Source organism: Brevibacterium album DSM 18261 (assembly GCF_000426445.1).
GTDB lineage: Bacteria > Actinomycetota > Actinomycetes > Actinomycetales > Brevibacteriaceae > Brevibacterium > Brevibacterium album.
Window position 1 is genome coordinate 44,405 of the sequence record NZ_AUFJ01000012.1, and the last position, 18,594, is coordinate 62,998.

Annotated in this window: 11 protein-coding genes and 1 pseudogene; 6 read left to right on the forward strand and 6 right to left on the reverse strand. The window is 71.1% G+C overall.

The annotated features are described in order from the left end of the window. Positions 1 to 2: 2 nt before the first annotated feature. The 3 genes from K318_RS0109225 to mobA form a co-directional block, all read right to left on the reverse strand. Positions 3 to 314: a ubiquitin family protein gene (locus K318_RS0109225; RefSeq protein WP_029089287.1), complete on the reverse strand. Its 312-nt coding sequence runs from the start codon at positions 312 to 314 to the stop codon at positions 3 to 5. A gap of 99 nt (positions 315 to 413) precedes the next feature. Further along, entirely contained in the window at positions 414 to 1,682 is a 1,269-nt protein-coding gene (locus K318_RS0109230) for a GTP 3',8-cyclase MoaA (protein WP_029089288.1), read from the reverse strand. Positions 1,683 to 1,684: 2 nt separating this feature from the next. Continuing rightward, entirely contained in the window at positions 1,685 to 2,407 is a 723-nt protein-coding gene (gene mobA / locus K318_RS20615) for a molybdenum cofactor guanylyltransferase (RefSeq protein WP_051297770.1), read from the reverse strand. Between the two features lie 231 nt (positions 2,408 to 2,638). Between mobA and putP the strand changes: the two genes are divergently transcribed. Further along, positions 2,639 to 4,132: a sodium/proline symporter PutP gene (gene putP / locus K318_RS0109240; protein WP_029089289.1), complete on the forward strand. Its 1,494-nt coding sequence runs from the start codon at positions 2,639 to 2,641 to the stop codon at positions 4,130 to 4,132. Positions 4,133 to 4,353: 221 nt separating this feature from the next. Beyond that, positions 4,354 to 5,937, forward strand: coding sequence for a molybdopterin molybdotransferase MoeA (locus K318_RS20620; RefSeq protein ID WP_051297771.1), 1,584 nt, complete (start codon positions 4,354 to 4,356; stop codon positions 5,935 to 5,937). A 207-nt stretch (positions 5,938 to 6,144) separates the two neighbouring features. On the opposite strand, the gene K318_RS0109250 is transcribed toward K318_RS20620, so the two are convergent. After that, on the reverse strand, positions 6,145 to 7,671 hold the full coding sequence (locus tag K318_RS0109250) for an L-lactate MFS transporter (protein WP_029089290.1): 1,527 nt from the start codon (positions 7,669 to 7,671) through the stop codon (positions 6,145 to 6,147). A 157-nt stretch (positions 7,672 to 7,828) separates the two neighbouring features. Between K318_RS0109250 and fdnG the strand changes: the two are divergent. The 3 genes and pseudogenes from fdnG to nrfD all read left to right on the forward strand — a co-directional run. Continuing rightward, positions 7,829 to 11,008: pseudogene (fdnG, locus tag K318_RS20625) on the forward strand (formate dehydrogenase-N subunit alpha); the annotation flags it as partial. A 491-nt stretch (positions 11,009 to 11,499) separates the two neighbouring features. Further along, positions 11,500 to 12,789 carry a 4Fe-4S dicluster domain-containing protein gene (locus K318_RS0109265; RefSeq protein ID WP_029089292.1) on the forward strand — a complete coding sequence of 430 codons (1,290 nt, stop codon included), beginning with the start codon at positions 11,500 to 11,502 and terminating at the stop codon, positions 12,787 to 12,789. Beyond that, positions 12,789 to 14,165: an NrfD/PsrC family molybdoenzyme membrane anchor subunit gene (gene nrfD / locus K318_RS0109270; RefSeq protein ID WP_029089293.1), complete on the forward strand. Its 1,377-nt coding sequence runs from the start codon at positions 12,789 to 12,791 to the stop codon at positions 14,163 to 14,165. Before K318_RS0109265 ends, nrfD begins: the two co-directional genes overlap by 1 nt. A gap of 90 nt (positions 14,166 to 14,255) precedes the next feature. On the opposite strand, the gene K318_RS0109275 is transcribed toward nrfD, so the two are convergent. Both K318_RS0109275 and K318_RS0109280 read right to left on the reverse strand, forming a co-directional pair. Then, entirely contained in the window at positions 14,256 to 15,470 is a 1,215-nt protein-coding gene (locus tag K318_RS0109275) for an amidohydrolase (RefSeq protein ID WP_035281332.1), read from the reverse strand. Between the two features lie 71 nt (positions 15,471 to 15,541). Beyond that, positions 15,542 to 16,954, reverse strand: a complete 1,413-nt coding sequence (locus K318_RS0109280) for a DUF3100 domain-containing protein (protein WP_051297772.1) — start codon at positions 16,952 to 16,954, stop codon at positions 15,542 to 15,544. Between the two features lie 162 nt (positions 16,955 to 17,116). On the opposite strand from K318_RS0109280, the gene K318_RS0109285 reads away from it, so the two are divergent. Continuing rightward, a complete protein-coding gene (locus tag K318_RS0109285) occupies positions 17,117 to 18,583 on the forward strand; it encodes a chlorohydrolase family protein (RefSeq protein ID WP_245579834.1) in 1,467 nt (488 codons plus the stop codon). Positions 18,584 to 18,594: the final 11 nt, after the last annotated feature.

Sequence of the window (18,594 nt, forward strand, 5' to 3'; positions counted from 1 at the left end):
CCTCATCCGCCCGCGAACGGCGGGAGCACGTCCACCCGCATGCCGCCGCGCACGAGGTCGTCCTCCGCGACGAGCGCGGTGCCGTCGGCGAGCAGAGTGCTCTGGGCGAGGACGCGCTCGAGATCGGGCTCGCCGGCCGGCGGCTGGGGGTGGAGCGAGACGAGGAGCGCGGCGAACTGCTCGCGTGTGAGCTCGTCGAAGGGCAGCGGCACGTTCTCCGCCTTCACATGCCCCGCGGCCGCGCGCGCCGCCGCGAAATAGCGGACCTCGACGGTGGCTCCGGTGCTGCCTCCCGCAGCGGACGTACGACTCATGCCCCACTCTCTCCTTCCTGTTCGCTCACACAGTCTCATCGCCCGCACAGCGCTCGCTCCCGGGATGCAGCCGCCGTCCGGCCCCAGGCGCGCCCGGGATCAGCCGCCTATCGCGCTCATGCTCCGGTCCGGCTGCACATAGTCCTCGCTGTCGAGCCCCACGTGATCCATGCCGTGGGCCTTGGGCTTGAGCCACATCGCCTGCTGCCAGAGCCTGCCCACCTCCTCGTCATCGGCGCCCGAGCGCATGGCGGCGGAGAGGTCGAACTCCTCGTGCGAGAAGAGGCAGGACCTCACCTTGCCCTCCGCCGTGACGCGGGTGCGCGTGCAGGCGGAGCAGAACGGCTCCGTCACGGAGGCGATGACGCCCACTCGGCCCAGCACCGGGGGCTCCGAGCCTGCGCTGGTGCAGGTGGATGCGGGTGCAGCAGCCTCGTCATCGGTCGAGACATCCTTGCCATCGGTCGAGCCGGCATCGCCAGCATCCGTTCCGGCAGGGGCAGTGCCGTGGGGCAGCACGCGCCAGCGCTCGGCCGGCGCTCCGGCCCGGGGCAGGTCGTCTGGGACGAGGTCCCAGTGCTCCGCGAGCTGTGCGCGCACCTCGGCGGCGGTGACCATGCCCTCACGGGTCCAGCCGTGGTCGCCGTCCAGGGGCATCTGCTCGATGAAGCGCAGCTCGAGGCCCCGCTCCAGACAGAAGGCGAGCAGCTCGGGGGCCTGGTCGTCATTGGCCCCGCGCATGAGCACGGCGTTGATCTTCACCGGCCGCAGGCCTGCGGCGAGGGCAGCGTCGATGCCCGCGAGCACACCGGCGAGGCGGTCGCGGCGGGCGAGGGCGGCGAAGGTCTCCGCGTCGATGGTGTCGAGCGAGACGTTGATGCGAGTCAGCCCGGCGTCCCTGAGCGCCTGCGCCCGGCGGTCGAGGCCGATCCCGTTGGTGGTGAGCGCGATGGGGAGCTCGGGGTGCCGTGCGCGCACGCCGGCGATGATCTCCTCGAGGTCGCGCCGGATGAGCGGCTCCCCGCCCGTGAGGCGCAGATCGCGGACGCCGTGCACCCGGACGGCGATGCCGACCAGGCGGATCACCTCGTCCGCGGTGAGGAGGGAGGACTGCGGCATCCAGTCCATCCCCTCGGCGGGCATGCAGTAGGTGCAGCGCAGATTGCACTTGTCCGTGAGCGAGATGCGCAGATCCGTGCCCAGCCGCCCGAATCGGTCGCGGAGCCCGGGCGCTGCCGGCGCATCGGCGGCACGGCGATCGAGCTCTGCCTGCGTGTCCGCCGCGGAGCGCGCGTACGCGGCCGCAGCCGTCTCCGGGCTCTCGCCGTGCGGAGCCCGGAGGGTGGGCATACCGAGACGTATCTGCATCGTCACCAGTCTAGGCCAGGGGGTGCGGCGTCCGCTTCCTGCCCGCCCCGTGCCGAAGACCCCTCTTCGAGGGTCGCGCGGAGTCGTGCGAGGTCCTCGGGGGTGTCGATATCCGCGAGTCGGCCCGGCTCCGCGGCGACGGCTACGGGCGCGGCGCCCTCCCACAGCAGCCGCACGGGGCGGTCGGCCGTCTCACCGACGCTCCGGACGCGATCCCGCAGCAGCCGCGCCGGCCAGGCCGCGCACAGATGCTGGAAGCGTCCCCACTCGTCGCAGCTGACGGCGGGCGCACCCGCGGCCGCGCTCGCAGCCGCCAGTGCCCGCAGGTGCGCGGGGTCGAGGAGGGGGATGTCGCCGGCGAGGACGAACACGGTGTCTGCCTCGCTCGCCTGCGCCTCTGCGGCCTGCGCACCCGTTGCCTGCGCTTCTGCGGCCTGCGGCTCCTGCGCCTCTGCGGCCTCCATCTCCGCGACGGCGGCGGCCAGTCCTGCCAGCGGGCCGCCGAAGCGCGGAGATTCGACCGCCACGTGCACCGTCGCGCGCTCTGCGGGGGAGAGCCCCTCCGGCGAACCGGCCACCCAGACCTCGGCCTGCGCGCTGACGGCGCGGACGGCGGCGAGGATGCGCGAGACCACGGAGACCCCGGCGAGCTCGACGGCTGGTTTGTGGATGCCGCCCAGCCGGCGCGACCGTCCTCCCGTGAGGATCACGGCGCTGATTCCCATGCCCCGATGGTAGCTCCCGGACGCGCAGCCTCCGGTGGGATCCCGTGCGCGGCGGAATGCGAGCCTGCGGGACACGGCGGGCTCGCCAGGCCCGGCCGAGTCCAGCCCGGCCGAGTCCAGCCCGGCCGAGTCCGGTCCGCGAGGATCCGCTCGGACTGTGACCGGTGTGACAAACAGGTGCGGCGGCCGTATGGTCGAGCCCGCCCCTGTCCCCTCGCAGAACTGCTGGCTATGGATCTGACCTTCAAGCTCATCGCCGTCGCGGTCTACTTCGCGGCCATGATCGGCATCGGCCTCTACGCCTATCGCAAAACGACCGACGGCGACGATTACATGCTCGGCGGGAGGCAGCTCCACCCCTTCACCGCGGCACTGTCCGCAGGCGCCTCGGACATGTCCGGCTGGCTCATGATGGGCCTGCCCGGGGCGCTCTACCTCTCCGGCCTCGTCGAGGCGTGGATGGCGATCGGGCTGACGGTGGGTGCGGCCGTCAACTGGTGGCTCGTGGCACCGCGCCTGCGGCAGTACACGCAGGTGGCGCAGAACTCGATCACCGTCCCCAGCTTCTTCGAGAACCGCCTGTTCGACCGCACGCGCATGCTGCGGATCGCCGCCGGCATCGTGATCCTCGTGTTCTTCACGTTCTACGTGTCCTCCGGGATGGTCGCGGGCGGCGTGTTCTTCCAGTCCACCTTCGGCGGCTCCTATGTCGTCGGCATGCTGCTGGTGGGCGGCGTGACGGTGCTCTACACGCTGTTCGGCGGGTTCCTCGGCGCGAGCTACACGGATGTGGTGCAGGGGCTCATCATGCTGGTGTCCCTGCTGCTGGTGCCCGTCATCGCCTGCCTCGCGGTGGGCGGACCGGCGGAGATGTTCGCGACCGTCGCGCAGGTGAATCCGGACTTCGCGAGCATGACCTCGGGCACGAGCGCCATCGCGATCGTCTCCGGCCTGGCCTGGGGCGTGGGCTACTTCGGTCAGCCCCACATCATCGTGCGCTTCATGGCGCTGCGGTCGGCGCGCGACGCGAAGTACGGCATGGGCGTGGGTGTGGCCTGGATGGCGCTGTGCGTGGTGGGCGCGATCTTCACCGCCATCGCGGGCGTCGCGTACTTCCGGCAGAACCCGGACATGACGCTCACAGACCCCGAGGCCGTCTTCCTCGACCTCTCCCAGATCCTGTTCCACCCGCTGCTGGGCGGGTTCGTCCTCGCCGCGGTCCTGGCCGCCATCATGTCGACGGTGTCCTCGCAGCTCATCGTCACGAGCTCCGCGCTCGTCGAGGACCTGCTGGGCGTCTCCGGGAAGAAGCGGAGCGCGCGGAGCGAGCTGTGGCTCGGGCGGATCGGCGTGCTCGTCGTCGCGGTGATCGCGGGCGCGCTCGCGGTGCAGCGCAACGACACGATCCTCGATCTCGTGGGCTTCGCGTGGGCGGGCTTCGGCGCGGCCTTCGGGCCCATCGTCCTGCTGTCGCTGTTCTGGCGCCGTCTCACGGCGATGGGCGCGCTCGCGGGCATGGTGAGCGGCGCGGTCGTCGCCTTCGTCTGGGGCCAGTGGCAGCCCGATGTGGCTCTCGGCCTCCTGCCCGAGCACCTCTACGAGATCGTCCCCGGCTTCCTCGTCTGCCTGATCCTCGCGGTGGTCGTGAGCTTCGTGACGCCGCAGCCTCCGGCGCAGGCGAAGGAGGAGTTCGAGGAGACCGTCCGCGCGGTGAAGACCGGCTGAGCGTGCACCTCCCCGCCGCTCTTCGTCCCCTCCCTCACCACCCTCCCCACTCCTCGAGTGAGCGGTTTCTGTTGGATTTCGAGTGTGAATCCGACAGAAGTCGCTCACTCGGCGATCTGTGGGGCGGAGGCGCGGCTGGGCCTGGGAGACGGGCCCGAGGCCGCGAGCGGGATGCGGGATGCTCAGCAGTGCGGCCGGCAGTGCTCAGTAGAGTGGCCGGCATGACGACCGGCGATCCGCACCCCGCCCCGCAGCAGTCCGAGGACCGTGCCGCGCCTGCGATCACCGGCGGGCACGAGGCTCCCAGCGACCGGTGGCAGGCTCCCGCCTGCGAGCGCGAGGCCCTCAGTGACCGGCACGAAGCCTTCGCCGACTGGCGCGAGGCCAGGAGCATGGATGAGCACATCGCGGAGATCGTGCGAGTGCTGTCCGTGCGCGAGCTCGGCACCGAGACGATTCCGGCGGAGCGGGCGGGCGGGCGCGTCCTCGCCGCCGAACTCCTCGCCCCGCTCAGCCTGCCGCCCTTCGACAATTCCCAGATGGACGGCTTCGCGGTGCGTGCCGCGGACACGCCGGGGCGCTTCGCGGTCGAGGGGATGATCGCCGCGGGCCACCCCGGCTCATATGGTGAGGGCGGTTCGGCAGCACGGGCGTCGGGCGGGGGGCCTGGGTGCGATGCAGGCAGCGAGGCCCGGCCGGACCTGCCCCTCGCCACCCCGATCATGACGGGGGCTCCCGTGCCTCCTGATGCGGACGCGGTGGTGCCGGTCGAGGAGACGGAGGGCTTCGGTGCGCCCGTGATCACGGTGGGCGAGGTGGAACCGGGTCGCTTCGTGCGGCCGGCAGGCAGCGACATCGCCGCGGGCGAGGTCGCCCTGGAGGCAGGCGCTGTGCTCCACCCCGCGGCCCTCGGGCTGCTGTCGGCCCTGGGGCTGACGGAGGTCGTGGTGCGCCGCAGGCCCCGCGTCCTGCTGGTGGCCGGCGGCGATGAGGTTGCAGCTCCCGGCGAGCCGCTGCGGCCCGGGCAGATCTACGACGCGAACACCGCGCTCATGCGCGTTGTGGTGGAGGAGGCCGGGGCGGAGACGGCGGGCGCGCTCACTGTCGACGACACCGTGGACGATTTCCGCGCCGCCCTCACCCGCGCCGTCCGGACGCTCGCGCCGGACCTCGTCGTCACCAGCGGCGGGATCAGTGCGGGGGAGTTCGAGGTGGTGAGGCTGGCGCTGGCCTCGGGAGCGGAGCTGGGGGAGGGGATCGTCGCCGAGGCCGGCTTCGGGTCGGTCCGCATGCAGCCGGGCGGCCCCCAGGGCCTCGGGGTGCTGCGTGTGGGGCCGGTCGAGCGCCGCAGGGGCGACGCCCGGAGTGCGGGCGGCGCGGCGGAGGCGGAAGGTGCCGGGAGTGCGCACGGCGCGGAGGACCGCAGTGAGGCTGCCTGCCGCGTCCCTGTCGTGTGCTTCCCGGGCAATCCGGTGAGCACGTGGACGAGCGCGCAGCTGCTCCTGCGCGAGGCCATGGCGACCGCATGGGGTGTGGGCCGGCCGCTGTCGCGCGTGGCCGCCGTGCTGGAGGAGGATGTGCCCTCCCTGTCGTCCAAGACTCAGGTGCGCCGCGCGATGGTGACGCAGGGCGGGGCTGCTCCGGCCGCCCCGGCGGCCGAGCTCCGCGTGCGCGCACTGCCCGGCTCGAGCTCCCACCTGCTGGCCCGTGCCGTCGAGGCGAACGCCTTCCTCGTGGTTCCCGCAGGGGGCGGTGTGGTTCCGGCAGGCTCGGTGCTCGAAGCCGTGCTGCTCACGGCACTCTGAGCCCCGGGGCCCGCCGCCCTCGCCGGGTCCCATCACGCCCTCCGGACGTCGCCGCCCTCGCCTGGCCCCGACGACGACGCCCACTTCTCTCTCATACGCCCAGCCATTCCGCAGAACTGCTGGGCGTATGAGAGAGGAGTGGGCGTCATGAGCGGCTCGGATGGGTGTGCGCGGGAAGCGGGGACGAAACCCGCGCCCCCAGCACACTCACCCCGTGAAGAGGCCCGCCGCCGTCGTGGCGGTCGTGATGACGCCATAGGCCAGTGCGGCGGCGACGATCACCGCGAGCACGCAGGCGACGACGGTGTGGACGCCGCCGGAGGTCGCCTTCACGTGGCCGTTCTCGCGCGCATCGGAGGCCTCGGAGGCGGATTCGCGGTCGGCCTTCGCGGTGGCGGCGACGACCTCGGGATCCTCGTGGTGCCTCTCGTCGACCTTCCTGATGAGGAGGTTGGAGACGAGGCCCACCGCGAGCACGCCCACCATGATGAAGAGGGAGAGGCGGTAGAGCTCGAAGCCCTCCTGGCCTGCCGCGCGCTGGGACTCGACGACGGAGTTCACGATGAGCGGTCCGGCCACGCCGGCCGCGGACCACGCCGTGAGGAGGCGGCCGTGGATGGCGCCCACCTGGTACACGCCGAAGAGGTCCTTGAGATAGGCGGGCACGGTGGCGAAGCCGCCGCCGTAGAAGGAGAGGATGACGAGCGCGGAGATCACGAACAGCGCCAGCGACTGCGAGCCCAGGGTCGCGAGCAGGAGGTAGAGCAGCAGGCCCACGCCCAGGTAGAGGATGTAGGTGTTCTTGCGGCCGATGTAGTCCGAGACCGAGGACCACACGAAGCGGCCGCCCATGTTGAAGATCGAGAGCAGGCCCACGAAGCCGCCCGCGGCCACCGCGGTGATCGCGAAGGAGGACTGGATCATGGGGGAGGCGGACTCGAGGATGCCGATGCCGGCCGTGACGTTGGTGAAGAGGACGACCCAGAGCAGCCAGAACTGCGGGGTGCGGACCGCGGACCGCACGGAGACATCGCCCTCGGTCTGCATGGGCTTGGTCTTCGCCGTGCTCGGATCGTAGCCCGCGGGCTTCCAGTCCGGATGGGGCAGGCGGATGACGAAGGCGCCCAGCGCGATGATCACGAGGTAGATGACGGCCAGCGTGAGGAAGGTCTGCGAGACGCCGTCGGCCAGGTTCTCGTCACCGCCGCCGAAGAACGACATGAGGGCGTTCGAGGCCGGGCTCGCGATGAGCGCACCGCCGCCGAAGCCCATGATCGCGAGGCCGGTGGCGAGGCCGGGGCGGTCCGGGAACCACTTCATGAGGGTGGACACCGGCGAGATGTAGCCGATCCCGAGGCCGATCCCGCCGATGAACCCGTAGCCCACGTAGACGAGCCAGAGCTGCCCCGTGGAGATGCCGAGCGTGGCGACGAAGAAGCCCACGACCCAGAAGCCGCCGGCGACGACCATGGACTTCCGGGGGCCGGCCTTCTCCACCCAGGAGCCTGCGACCGCCGACGAGATGCCGAGCATGGCGATGGCCAGCGAGAAGATCCAGCCGATGGCGACATCGCCGCCCTCGCCCATCTCGAAGTGCTCGGCCAGCGGGTTCTTGAACACCGAGAAGGCGTAGGCCTGCCCGATGCTGAGGTGGATCGCCAGGGCCGCGGGCGGAATGAGCCAGCGGTTGAACTTCACCGGCGCGATGATCGCGTCACGGTCGAGGACTGACATCGAGGAGGGCTCCTTCGGGGGTGGTTCGGGAGATCAGGGCGGCGCTGAAACGACAGGTTGACTTGTCTCATAGGGCCTCAGGGACCGATGCCGCTTTCGGCGCAGACTCTACCGCCCGCCTGGGCATATGCATAGAAGTGGCTGGTAGTCTGTGGGCATGGCGAGGTTCAGTCCTTTGGAGTGGCCGGTGTTCCGGCAGCTCCGCTCTGGTGATGTCACGGGTCGCGGCCCCTCGGTGACCTCCGCGAAGACGCGTGCGGTCACCCCGCGGACCTCCACGGCCGACCGCGTGGTCCAGTCGGTGTGCCCCTACTGCGCCGTGGGCTGCGGTCAGCGGGTCTTCGTCAAGGACGAGAAGGTCGTGCAGATCGAGGGCGATCCCGATTCGCCCATCTCGCGCGGTCGCCTCTGCCCCAAGGGTGCGGCGAGCGAGCAGCTGGTGAACGCCGCCGGCCGCGTGACCGAGGTGCTCTATCGCGCGCCGAAGGCCAAGGACTGGCAGAAGCTCGACCTGAGCACCGCCCTCGACATGATCGCGGAGCGCTTCATCGAGGCCCGGCGCAACCACTGGGAGGACGCGGACGAGGAGGGCCGCCCCCTGCGGCGGACGATGGGCATCGCCAGCCTGGGCGGTGCGACCATCGACAACGAGGAGAACTACCTCGCGAAGAAGCTCTTCACGGCGGCCGGGGCCATACAGATCGAGAACCAGGCCCGCATTTGACACTCCGCCACGGTTCCCAGTCTGGGAACCTCGTTCGGGCGCGGCGGCGCCACACAGCCGGTCCAGGACATGGCGAATGCGGACTGCATCGTCATCCAGGGATCGAACATGGCCGAGTGCCATCCCGTGGGCTTCCAGTGGGTCACTGAGGCCAAGGCGCGGGGTGCCAGGGTCATCCATGTCGACCCCCGCTTCACCCGCACCACCGCGGTGGCGGACAAGCACGTCCCGATCCGGGCGGGCTCCGACATCGTGCTCCTGGGCGCGCTCATCAACCGGATCCTGAGCGAGGGGCTGCACTTCGCCGAGTACGTGCGCGCCTACACGAACGCCGCGAACCTCATCTGCGAGGAGTACATCGACGCCGAGGACCTCGAGGGGCTCTTCTCCGGCTACGACCCGACCACGAACGCCTATGACAACTCGACCTGGTCCTACCGGACGGACGAGGACGGGCGGCCGCTGACGGACCCCACGCTGGAGGATCCCGGCTGCGTCTTCCAGATCCTCAAGCGGCACTACGCCCGCTACACCCCGGAGCTCGTCGAGGAGAGCTGCGGGATCAGCCCGGAGGACTTCGAGTACCTGCTCCGCTCCGTCACGGAGAACTCCGGCCGCGAGCGGACCACGTGCTTCGCCTATGCGGTGGGCTGGACACAGCACACGCTGGGTGCGCAGTTCATCCGCACGGCCTCGATCCTTCAGCTGCTCCTGGGGAACATGGGGCGTCCGGGCGGCGGCATCATGGCACTGCGGGGGCACGCGACCATCCAGGGCTCCACGGACATCCCGACCCTGTTCAACCTGCTGCCCGGCTACCTCCCCATGCCCAAGGCCGGGACGCACGACACGCTCGACGACTTCATCGCCGCGGTGGGCACCCCGGAGACGCACAAGGGCTTCTGGGCCAAGGGCCGCGCCTATGCCGTGAGCCTCCTCAAGGCGTGGTGGGGCGAGGCTGCCACGGAGGAGAACGACTGGGCGTACGACTACCTGCCGAGGCTCACGGGTGCCCACGGCACGTACCAGACGGCTGTGCGGATGCTCGACGGCGGTGTGGACGGCTACTTCCTCCTGGGGCAGAACCCCGCGGTGGGATCGGCCAACGGGCGCATGCAGCGGATGGCGATGAGCCACCTCAAATGGCTCGTCGTCCGGGACTTCAGCCTCATCGAGTCCGCCACGTGGTGGAAGAGCGGCCCGGAGATCGAGACCGGCGAGCTGCGGACCGAGGACATCGACACCGAGGTGTTCTTCCTGCCCGCGGCCAACCACACGGAGAAGGCGGGCAGCTTCACGCAGACCCAGCGCCTCGTCCAGTGGCGGCACAAGGCGGTGAACCCTCCGGGTGAGGCGCAGAGCGAGCTCGAGTTCTTCTTCGAGCTGGGCAATCGCGTGCGCGAGCTGCTGCGGGACTCCGACGATCCGCGCGACCGCCCGTTACTGGACCTCACGTGGGACTACCCCCTCGACGAGGACGGCGAGATCGACGCCGAGGCGGTGCTGAAGGAGATCAACGGCTTCCACGTGGGCGGCGGGCGGGACGGCGAGCCCCTCTCGGCCTTCACGGAGATGGCCGATGACGGCACCACCGCCGGCGGCTGCTGGATCTATGCCGGCGTCTATGCGGGCAGCCGGAACATGGCCGCCCGCAGGAAGCCCGGCCGTGAGCAGGACGAGACCGCCGCCGAATGGGCATGGGCCTGGCCGGCCAACCGCCGGATCCTCTACAACCGGGCCTCGGCCGATCCGGACGGGCGTCCGTGGTCCGAGCGCAAGAAGCTGGTCTGGTGGGACGAGGAGGCCGGTCGCTGGGTCGGCGGCGACGTGCCGGACTTCCCGGTCGACCGCGCTCCCTCCTCGCGCTCGGCCACGGTCTTCGGCGGGCCCGCGCATCTGGACGGGGACGACCCATTCATCATGCAGGCCGACGGCAAGGGCTGGCTGTTCGCGCCCAGCGGCATGGTCGACGGCCCGCTGCCCACCCACTACGAGCCGCAGGAGTCCACCTTCCCGAACCCGCTCTACGCGCAGCAGAACAGCCCTTCGCGGCTCACGCTGCCGCGGGAGGACAATCTGTCGGCGGCCGGGGCCGGCTCTCCGGGCTCGGACGCGTACCCGTACGTCTTCACGACCTACCGCCTCACCGAGCACCACACTGCCGGCGGCATGTCGCGGTGGCTGCCGTACCTCTCCGAGCTCCAGCCGGAGATGTTCTGCGAGGTGTCGCCGGAGCTCGCCGAGGAGGTGGGCCTCGAGCCCTACGGCTGGGCGACGCTCGTGTCGCCTCGTGCTGCGATCGAGGCCCGTGTGCTCGTGACCCGGCGGATGACCCCGCTGACCATCGGGGGCAGGACCGTGCACCAGATCGGCCTGCCCTACCACTGGGGGGTGGGCGGCGATGCGGCCGTGGTGGAAGGCGATTCCGCGAACGACCTGCTCGGGATCACGATGGATCCCAATGTGAACATCCAGGCGAGCAAGTACGTCGCGGGCACAGTGCTGCCGGGGCGCCGTCCGCGCGGTGCGGAGCTCGTGGACTTCGTCGAGAAGCACCAGCGCAACGCCGGTCTCACGGTGGACTCCGGCAACCAGCACGAGACGGTGTCGGCCGAGGCCGTCGAGAGGTCCTTCGCCGTCGGCATCGCCACGGCGGAGAGCAAGCACGGCGGTCGTGCGGGCGATTCGGCCGTCGGCGCCACGCCGGGGCGCGCGGAGTCGGGGCGCGGGGAGACCGCGGATGCCGGATCCTCGGGGGCCCTGCCCACGGAGGTGCAGGCCTCCGAGGCCCCGCCCTCCGAGGGCTCGGCGGAGACCCCCGAGGAGCTCGAGCGGGCGCACGATCGCGCGCAGCCGCTCACCGGCCCGGGGGTGCCCAGCGCCGAGGACATGACCGGGGAGAACCCGGAGGCCTCGGAGCCCAGCGGCGCGGACAAGGGCGGAAGGGACGAGAACCGGGACCGTCCGGCCCCCGAGGAGCCCAACCGCGGGACCGGCAGCGAGGAGCGGACCGAGGGAGAGAGCGGCGAGCAGGCGGACGGCGCCGGGGGATCCGGAGCCGACAAGCAGGAGGACGGGACCGATCGCATGGACGAGGAGGACTGATGTCGACACCGACCATCGGCGGCGATCGCATTGCTGACACACCTGCCGCGGACGAGTCCTTCCGGGGTCTGCACTGGGGTGCGCAGGAACGGGACCGCAAGGGCTTCTTCACGGACACCTCGATCTGCATCGGCTGCAAGGCCTGCGAGGTCGCGTGCAAGGAGTGGAACCGGAACCCCCAGGACGGCACGTTCGAGCTGCTGGGCTCCTCCTACGACAACACCGGCGGGCTGGGTGCCAACACCTGGCGCCACGTCGCATTCATCGAGCAGGACGGGGAGCGGATCGAGCGCGCCCGCGAGTCCGGGCGGAGGCTCGTGAGCCTGGGGATGCCCTCCATCCGCACACGGGAGCCCGAGGCGACCCTCGCCTCGGGCGCGGGCTGCGGCACCGGGGCCTGCGGCGCGGGTGCTGCGGGCTCAGGCGGATGCGGTGGGGGCTGCGGCTGCGCCTCCAGCGACTCGCCTCCGCGGGGCGAGGGCATACCGCCCACGACCGCGACTGTGGGCGGGGAGGCCGACACCGGCCTCGGCGGCCCGCTGGGCGGTCTGCTGGAAGGGGGCGGCTCGGGTCCCGTGGGGCTGGCGGGATCGCTCGCCTCCACCGGCCTGGCCGAGCCCTCCGATCTCAGCGGAGCCGATACGGCCCCGCCGGACACCCCCGACTTCCGCTGGCTCATGTCTTCGGACGTGTGCAAGCACTGCACGCACGCCGGCTGCCTGGACGTGTGTCCCACGGGTGCGCTGTTCCGCACGGAGTTCGGCACCGTGGTGGTGCAGGAGGACGTGTGCAACGGCTGCGGCACGTGTGTGGCCGGGTGTCCGTTCGGCGTGATCGAGCGGCGCGATGACGGCACCATCAACACGCCCACGCAGCGTGACCGCAAGGCCGCGGAGATGGACGTGCCCAACCGCGGCACCGCGAACAAGTGCACGCTCTGCTACGACCGCCTGGTCGAGGGGCAGACGCCCGCGTGCGCGCAGACGTGCCCCACGACGTCGATCAAGTTCGGCGGCCGTGAGGAGATGGTGGACACCGCCCGGGCGCGGGTGAGGGAGCTCCACGCGAAGGGGCTCACCGAGGCGCGCCTCTACGGGGCCAATCCGGAGGACGGCGTGGGCGGCACGGGCTCCGTGTTCCTGCTCCTGGACGAGCCGGAGGTCTACGGGCTGCCGCCGGATCCGCGCGTCGCCACGAAGGACCTTCCGGGGATGTTCGCCACCGCCGGCATCGCCGCCCTCGGCATGGTCGCGGCGGCCGGACTCGCGTTCCTGGGAGGCCGTCGCTGATGAGCGTGTCCGAGTTCGATTCCTACCGTCCGCCCGAGCCCGCAGGTGGCAGGAAGAAGCGTCGCCGAGGCGGGGGCGCGTCCTCCGGGGCCGGCAGTGCCGCGGGTGCGCAGGGCGGTGCCGATGCGCAGGCGGGCGGCCAGCGCTCTGCGGGCGGGCGCGGCCGCGGCTGGGCGAACCGCGGTGCCGAGGGCAACCGCGAGATGCCGATGGTCGAGGACGTCGAGTTCACCTCGTACTACGGCCGCCCGATCGTCAAGGCGCCGCCGTGGGGCGATGAGATCTCCGCGTACCTCTTCCTGGGCGGTCTGGCCGGCGGTTCCACGCTGCTGGCGCTGGGCGCGCATCTCACCGACCGTCCCGTCATGCGCATGACTGCGCGCTTCACGGCGCTGGGGGCCACGGCCCTCGGCGGTCTGGCCCTCATCGAGGACCTGGGCAGGCCCGAGCGCTTCCTCAACATGATGCGGACGGTGAAGGTGACCTCGCCCATGAGCCTGGGCACGTGGATCCTGTCCGGCTTCGGCGCGGGTGCGGGCACGACCGCGGTCATCGAGGTCGACAGGCTCACGGGTGAGCGGCTGCCGCTGGGGCCGCTGCGGCGCGTGCTGCACGCGCTGGAGACCCCGGCGGCGATCGAGTCCGCGCTCTTCGCGGCGCCGCTGGCCGCGTACACGGGCGTGCTGCTGGGCGCGACGGCGGTCCCCACCTGGAACGCGGCCGGGCGGAACGGGCTGCCGCTCGTGTTCGTCTCCTCGGCCTCGGTCGCCGCGGGAGGGGCGGCGATGATGACCGCTCCCGTGCGCGAGGCCGGCCCGGCCCGGCTCATGGCGCTCGCCGGGGCGGCGGGCGATGTCGTGGCGATGGGCGCGATGAAGAAGCGGATGCACCCCGTCGAGGTCGAGCCCATGGAGACGGGGGAGCCCGGGCGCAAGCTCCACCGCGCGGAGCGGCTGCTGCTCGCCGGAGCCGTGGGTGCGGCCGCCGTCGAGGTGGGCGCCCGGCTGCTGCGGCGGAAGCTGGACGGCGCAGGCGGCACGTCTGCGGCGAGCACGTCTGCGGCGGGGGCGGGCGCTGCCGCCGCCGCGCATGCGGTGGCCGGAGCTGCCGCGTCAGCCGTGTCGAAGGGGGCGGGTGCAGGCCGCCTCGGAGGGCTCCTGCGGCCGGGCTGGAAGACGCGGACGGTGCTGCGCGCGGCCTCCGTGGTGAGCGGAGCGGCGCTCGCGGCGGCATCGGCGTACACGCGCTTCGGCGTGTTGGAGGCGGGCATCGAGTCGACGAAGGATCCGCGCCACGTGGTCGAACCGCAGCGGGCCCGGCTCGAGGCCCGCAGGGCCCGGGGCATCACGCACGACTCGATCACGACCGCCGGCTGAGGGACTTCCTCTCCCCCTTCTCGAGTGAGCGGTTTCTGCGGTTCCGCCAGCGGTGGAACACCAGAGACCGCTCACTCGAGGGGCGGGTGCTCAGCGCCGTGCGCCGTCCCCGGTGTACTCACCCGCACGGGCGACCGTCCTGCCCGCCTTGAATACCTGCCAGCGCTCCGGCACCTTCGCGAGGGCTTCGGCCACCGAGCGCGCCTCCACGAGTGTGAGGTCCGCCGGCCGTCCTGCCTCCAGGCCGTAGTCGTCGAGACCCAACACCCGGGCGGCGTTCGTCGTGACGGCGTCGAGCGCGAGTGCGAGCTCGCTGTCCGCACGGCCCTCGTTGCGGTAGGCCAGCAGCATCGCACGCCGCAGCATGTCCCCGTCCCCGAAGGGCCCCCAGAGGTCGTTGATCCCGTCGGTGCCCGCGGCGACGAGCACCCCGGCCTCGGCGCAGGCCCGCAGAGGCGGGACGGGGGAGTCGTAGACGGCTGCGTTGACGAGTGCGATGCCGGCCTCGGCGAACCTCTCGAGCAGCCTGGCCTGCGTGGGCGGATGGGCGATGCCGAACGCGTGCGAGATCACCACCCTGCCGTGGAGGTCGAAGTCCTCCGTCATGTCTGCGATGAGGCTCATCTCCCACGCGCCGAGGGTCCCATCGTCGTGGAGGTGGATGTCCACCCTGGTGCCGGTGGAGGCCGCGAGGTCGAAGATCGCTGCGAGGTGGGCATTGGGCGCGTCGTCGAAGCCGGCGGGGTCCAAGCCGCCCACGGCGGCCGCACCGGCTGCCACGGCGTCGCGGAGCAGGTCTAGAGTGCCGGGATTGGTGATGAGGCCGCCCTGAGGGAAGGCCACCTGCTCGATGTCGACGGCATGGGCGTATCTCTCGGCCACCTCGGCGACGGCGGCGATGCCGCGGATGCCCACGCCCGGATCGACATCGGTGTGAGTGCGGATGTGCGCCGTCCCCGCCGCGACCATGGTCTCCACGAGGGCGGAGATGTACTGCGTCGAGGGCAGGCCCAGCGCGTCGCGCTCACGGCGTTCGTGGGCGATCCGCTCGGCGACGGACTCGGCCTGGATCGCGGAGACCCATGGGCCCCCGAAGAGCGTCTTGTCGATGTGCGCATGGGCGTTGACGAGCCCCGGGAGCACGAGCCGCCCCCCGGCATCGACGATCTCGTCGGCGGACGGGCCCGTGGCGGACTGCGCCGCGTCCGATCCCTCCTCCAGCGCGGCGATCCTGCCGTTCTCCAGCACGAGTGTGACGGGTGCTGCCCTGCCCGGCAGGACTGCATTGGTGATCCTCGTCCGCATGGGGTCCTCGTTCCTCCTGATCGGGTTCTCCGGGTCCGGTGGTCGGGCCCTTCGGGTGCACAGTGCGCGGTTCACATGTCGATGAAGATCTCGGCGAGCGAGGCTGCCGCGACGATGGTGCAGGTGAAGGTCAGCACTGCGGCGATGACGATCTTCCAGCTGAGCTGTGTGAACGCCTTGCGGTCTCTGCCCATGTTCATGCCGATGATGGCCAGCTGGGGCAGGCCGACCAGAAGGACGTCGAGGCCCTGGACCAGATGGGCGATCCCGCCGGCGACAGGGGAGATCGGAGTGGTGACGATCGTTGCGAGGGTGAGCACCCAGACGGTGGCGGGGATGGCGCGGACCCTCTTGGAGAGGAGGATCGCGATCCATGTCATGGCCAGCAGCACGATCATGCCGCCCGCGTCGCGCATGTGGAAGCTGCCTGTGCCGAGCCAGTTGAGCAGGAGACCGGCGACGCCGGCGAAGAGGTATGCGGTGACGGCCGGGCGCCAGCCCTGCGGTGTGGGAGGATCCTGCGGCGCGTCGGCATCCGGCTCGGCGGCGCCGATCCTGTCCTGCTTCTCCGCGAGCTTCACCCGCACGGAGGCGTCGCCTTCGGGAACGAGCCCCTTCGCCACCAGGCGCGCCTCTTCCACCTCGGCGGCCGGACGGCGGAAGACCCGGCACCAGAAGAGATAGAGCCTGCGGGCGACGGGAAGTCCGATGAAGACTCCGGCGTAGAAGCCCACGATGTTCGTCACGAGGTTCGACAGCGCCGCCAGGGCCATGATCTCCGAGGCCATATCGGGGTAGAGGAGGCTCAGGGCCCCCACGCCGCCGAGCATCATCGACGTCGAGCCGACGCCGAGTGCGAGCGCCAGTGACAGGGGGTGGTACCAGTCCATGCCGCCGAGCAGGCCGGTGATGAGGGACATGAAGACCGCGCCGAACATCGAGCCGATGAGCCACACGCCGAAGACGCCCCGGTACTCGGGTGCCGAGGTCCCGAAGCGGTCGATCGCATAGGCGAGGTAGGACTCGCGGTCGATGGCCCACGTGGCGCCGATGGCAGCACGCCCCATGCCCATGAGGACGGCGATGGGCAGGGCGAGGATGATCGTGCCGAAGAGCTGGCCGACCTCCTGCATCAGCAGTGCGGGGCCGACCTCCTCGACCATCCCGAGCGACGGTCCGATCCCCGTGCCCAGGAGCGCGAGGAAGAGGACCATGCCGACGGGAACCAGGGCCTCCCCCGCCGAGCGGGTGCTGCCGCGGAGGGGGAACCACTTCTGCAGGCCGACGAAGGCTCCCAGGACCACCACCCAGACGATGGGGAAGAGGACGATGGCGGCGGGGCCGACGCGGAAGGAGTGCTCGCCGATCGCGACGGCGATGCCGCTCACGAGGGTGCTGACCAGGATCGTGACGATCCAGTCCCGCGGGCTGATCGCGGCCGGGGACTTCGCGCTGGGTTCGGCCGAGGGGGCTGTTTCGCTCATCTGGGATACCAATCCGTGATCTTGAACACTATTCGAGGAACAGTAGGGTTCGGGGATGGAGGGTGTCAAGGCGTATATCAACAGGCGAATGGTGGACTGGATGTGATTCCCGGCACTCCCACTCCGGCGGTTCGTGGTATACAAGTTCGTATGCAGAGAGCAGTGAGAGCAAGATTCGTCCTGGCGCACGAGGCAGGCGCCCACCACTGGATCGAGAACGGCTGGGTCGCCTTCTCCGGCAGCGTCATCACGCAGGTCGGCAGCGGTGAGCCTCCCGCAGGTGCGCAGGTGCTGGATCTCGGCGATTCGGTCCTCACCCCCGGTCTCATCGACCTGGACGCGCTCGTGGACATCGATCACCTGATCCTCGACGCGCACCACGATCCGGCACATGCGCGCGAGCTCGTGGGTTCGGTCGAGTACTGGGGCGGAAGCCCGCGTGACGTGCTGGACGCGGAGCAGCGTCACACCCTCCGGAAGTTCGGACTCGCCGAGCTCGCACTGCACGGCATCACGACCTACATGCCCATCGCCTCCGAGATCCACCTGGGCTGGAACGAGTCGGCCGACGAGATGCGCGCGCTGGCCGAGCTCACGGAGGAATGGGGGCTGCGCGGATACCTGGGCCCCTCCTACCGGTCTGCCGTGGGGGCCGTGGCGGACGGCGAGCGCACCTTCGTCGAGCGTCCAGAGGAAGGCGAGAGAGGACTGGACCAGGCCCTTGCGTTCGCGGACGAGATGCTCGCACGAGACAGCGATCTGGTCCGCCCGGTGCTGCTGCCCTGCCGCATCGAGACCATCACCCCGGCGCTCATGGAGCGCACTGCCGAGGAGTCCGCGCGGCGCGGACTCCTCGTGCGCCTCCATTCCCTGCAGCAGCCGTGGGAGCGCGCGGTGATCCTCGAACGCCACGGCATCACGCCCCTGGATCTCATCGAACGCACAGGTCTGCTCAACGAGAGGCTCCTCGTTCCGCACGCGCTGTGGACGGACCGGCATCCCCAGCTCTCCGGTGAGGAGGGGGTCGACCTGGGGCGCCTGGCCGCCGCCGGCGTCAGCGTGGTCCACTGCCCGCTGACAACCTTCAGGTACGGCGATGTGCTCACGACCTTCAACGACCTGCGCGATGCGGGCATCACCATGGCGCTGGGAACGGACTCGTTCCCTCCGGACCTCATCCGAGGGATGGATGTGGGGCTCCACTCGGCCCGGGTGTGCCACGGCCACGGCGCCGCCGAGCTCAGCGGTTACATGGAGGCCGCGACGACCGGCGGTGCCGCCGCTCTCAGGCGGCCGGACCTCGGTCGGCTCGAGGAGGGCGCTGCTGCGGACATGACCGCATTCTCGCTGCAGGACTTCCGCGACGGCGTGATCGAGGATCCGCTGCGCACCCTCGTGCTGAACGGCACCGCGCGGAACGCCACGGACACCTTCGTCGGGGGTCGCCACGTCGTGCAGGACGGTAGGATCCCGGGAGTGGACCTCGACGCTCTCCGCCAGGAGGCGCAGGAGGTCTTCGCCCTCCTGCGGGCGGGGTACACGAGACGGGATGCCCGGGGCCGTCGGCAGGACGTGCTCTTCCCGCCCACCTTCCCCGTCCGGCGGGGCGAGGCGTTCGGGGGCGCCTGAGTGCGCGGCAG